The following is a 2,577-nucleotide window of genomic DNA, read 5'->3' as shown; positions in this document are numbered from 1 at the left end:
CCTGTTAGTCAAGTGTGGCCACCGGCGGCCATTCGGTGCGATAAGTCGGCGGTACGCTGTCGGGCAGACCGGCCCAGGCAATCGACGGTCCGGCCCAGGCCAGGGCTTGCAACAGGTGGCGCCGGCGGCGGTCAGGCGCCATGGCCCGCCCGGGCGCCCGAGGGGCCCTGCCTACAATCGCGCATCGATGCGTTTCCCACTGCCAGCATGAAACTCGCCACGTACAAGGATGGTTCGCGCGACGGACAGCTCGTCGTGGTCTCGCGCGACCTGACGACGGCCCATTATGCGGTGGGCATCGCCACCCGACTGCAGCAGGTGCTGGACGACTGGAACTTCCTGTCGCCGCAGTTGCAGGACTTGTACGTGACGCTCAACCAGGGCCGCGCCCGCCACGCCTTCCCCTTCGAGCCGGCGCTGTGCATGGCCCCCCTGCCCCGTCCGGTGCAGGCCTATGACGCCTGGGCCAGTGCCGCGCACCTCGAGCGCCTGGGCTGGCCGGTGCCGGCCAAGGCGGACGGCCCGCTCGTGCGGCCCTGGGGGGGTGAGGTGCTCGGGCCGAGCGATCCGCCGCCCGGGGAGCTGGTGCGCGACGGCCTGGACCTCGGGGCCGCTTTGGCGGTCGCCACGGGCGATGTGCCCGCCGCGTGCAGTCCCGCGCAGGCGCTGGAGGGCGTGCGGCTGCTGATGCCGGCCTGCACCTGGACGCTGCCGCAGCGGCTGGAAGAGGAACGGGCCCTGGGCCTGGGGCCGCTGCACGGCCGCCCGGCGACGTCCTACGGCCCGGTGGCCGTCACGCCCGACGAACTGGGCGAGGCCTGGCGGCGCGGCCGTGTGCACCTGGGCCTGAAGGTGCAGGCCCAGGGCCGGCGTCTGGGCCGCGGCGATGCCGGTGCCGCGATGGCCTGGCATGTGGGCCGCTGGCTGGCCCAGGCCGCCCGCACGCGCGCCCTGCCGGCCGGCACCGTCGTGCACAGCGGGCCGCTCAGCCCGGTCGAGCCCTCCGGCGGGGTGGCCTGCCTGGCCGAGCGGCGCGCCCAGGAGACCCGGGAGCACGGCGAGCCGCGCAGCCCCTGGCTGCTGGCCGGCGACCGTGTGCACATCGAGCTGCTGGCCGACGACGGCAGCCCCCCGATGGGCGCCATCGACTGCGAGGTGCCCGCTCAGGGGTAAGGGATGGGGTCCGTCTCGCCGGGCACCGGCGGGAAGGCCTGCGGATCCTGGCGGGCCCAGGCTTGGACGGCCTGTTCGATGCGTTCCTGGCGCGAGGCCACGAAGTTCCAGCGCATGTGGCGCGGGTGCTCGGCGGTGTTTTCCGGGCCCAGGTCCAGCGGGTCGCCGCCGATCAGCATGAAACGCACCGCCTCCAGCGCCCGCAGGCGCACCGGCCGCGGCGGCAGCACGAGCATGTCACCGGGGTTCAGCGGCTCGCCGTCGGCCGTGAGCGAGCCCGAGACGACGTACAGCGCCCGCTCCTCGTGCTCCAGAGGCACCTCCATGTGGGCGGTCGATTCGATCTCGCCGGCCACGTAGAGCGTGCGGCTGCGCACCGGCACCGGCGAGGTCTGGCCAAAAGCGTCGCCGGCGATGATGCGCAGGTGCACGCCGGCCGAACGCACCTCGGGCAGGCCGGCGGCGCCGACGTGGACGAAGTCGGGCAGGGCCTCCTCGTCGGCCAGCGGCAGCGCCATCCAGGTCTGGATGCCGTGCAGCCGATGCCCGGTAGCGCGCAGCGCCTGCGGGGAGCGCTCGGAATGCACGATGCCGCGACCGGCGACCATCCAGTTGACATCGCCCGGACGGATGTCACGCACCGTGCCCAGGCTGTCGCGATGGGTGATCACGCCCTCGAAGAGGTAGGTGACGGTGGCCAGGCCGATGTGGGGGTGGGGACGCACGTCGAGCCCCTGGCCGGGCGGGAAATCGGCCGGGCCCATGTGGTCGAAGAAGACGAACGGACCCACGGCCCGGGCGGCGGCGGCCGGCAGCAGGCGGCGCACCATGAAACCATTGCCCAGGTCCTTGGTGTGAGACGCCAGCCGGATGAATGCCATGGGGTTCCTCGCGATGCGGCAGGCCATCTGCCGGGGCTTCAAAGCCTACCACCACCGGCCGGCGAGGTCGCAAGCCCCAGCCCAAGACCTCGGCGTCGATGCGCTTGGCCGGTTCGCACCGGCGGCGCACAATGGCCGGCAACGCAGCCACCACGGAGCCCCCGCGATGAGTGACCCCCTGCAAGGCATTGGCAAGCTGGTGCCCGGTTTCGACTTCCTGCAAGGCCTGGTGAAGAACGCCGGCTCGGCCCTGCCCCACTTCGGCCAGTGGGTCGCCCCCACGCTCAACCCCGAGGAGCTGGAAAAGCGCATCGAGGAGCTGCGCACCGTGCAGTTCTGGCTGGAACAGAACGCCCGCATGCTGGGCGCCACCATCCAGGCCCTCGAGGTGCAGCGCATGACGCTGTCCACGCTGAAGACCATGAACGTGCCGGTGGAGGCGCTGCGCGAGTCGCTGACGCTGCGCACGCCCGAGGCGGCCGCCCCCGCGGCGGACGGGCCGAAGGCGCGCCGGCGCCCGGCC

Annotated in this window: 3 protein-coding genes; 2 read left to right on the top strand and 1 reads right to left on the bottom strand. The window is 73.0% G+C overall.

All coding sequences use genetic code 11. The features are described 5' to 3' along the window. Window positions 1–207: 207 nt before the first annotated feature. A complete protein-coding gene (locus ACK42S_RS17320; RefSeq protein ID WP_409710513.1) occupies window positions 208–1,173 on the top strand; it encodes a fumarylacetoacetate hydrolase family protein in 966 nt (321 codons plus the stop codon). Here the strand turns inward: ACK42S_RS17320 and ACK42S_RS17315 are convergent. Then, window positions 1,164–2,054: a pirin family protein gene (locus ACK42S_RS17315; RefSeq protein WP_409710510.1), complete on the bottom strand. Its 891-nt coding sequence runs from the start codon at window positions 2,052–2,054 to the stop codon at window positions 1,164–1,166. The two genes, ACK42S_RS17320 and ACK42S_RS17315, sit on opposite strands and share 10 nt — an antisense overlap. Window positions 2,055–2,220: 166 nt before the next feature. Here ACK42S_RS17315 and ACK42S_RS17310 point away from each other — a divergent pair. Next, on the top strand, window positions 2,221–2,577 hold a 357-nt coding region (locus tag ACK42S_RS17310; protein WP_409710507.1), incomplete at its 3' end, for a PhaM family polyhydroxyalkanoate granule multifunctional regulatory protein.

Source organism: Caldimonas sp. (assembly GCF_046289365.1).
Taxonomy (GTDB): domain Bacteria; phylum Pseudomonadota; class Gammaproteobacteria; order Burkholderiales; family Burkholderiaceae_C; genus Caldimonas.
This window is presented reverse-complemented; position numbering and strand designations above follow the sequence as displayed.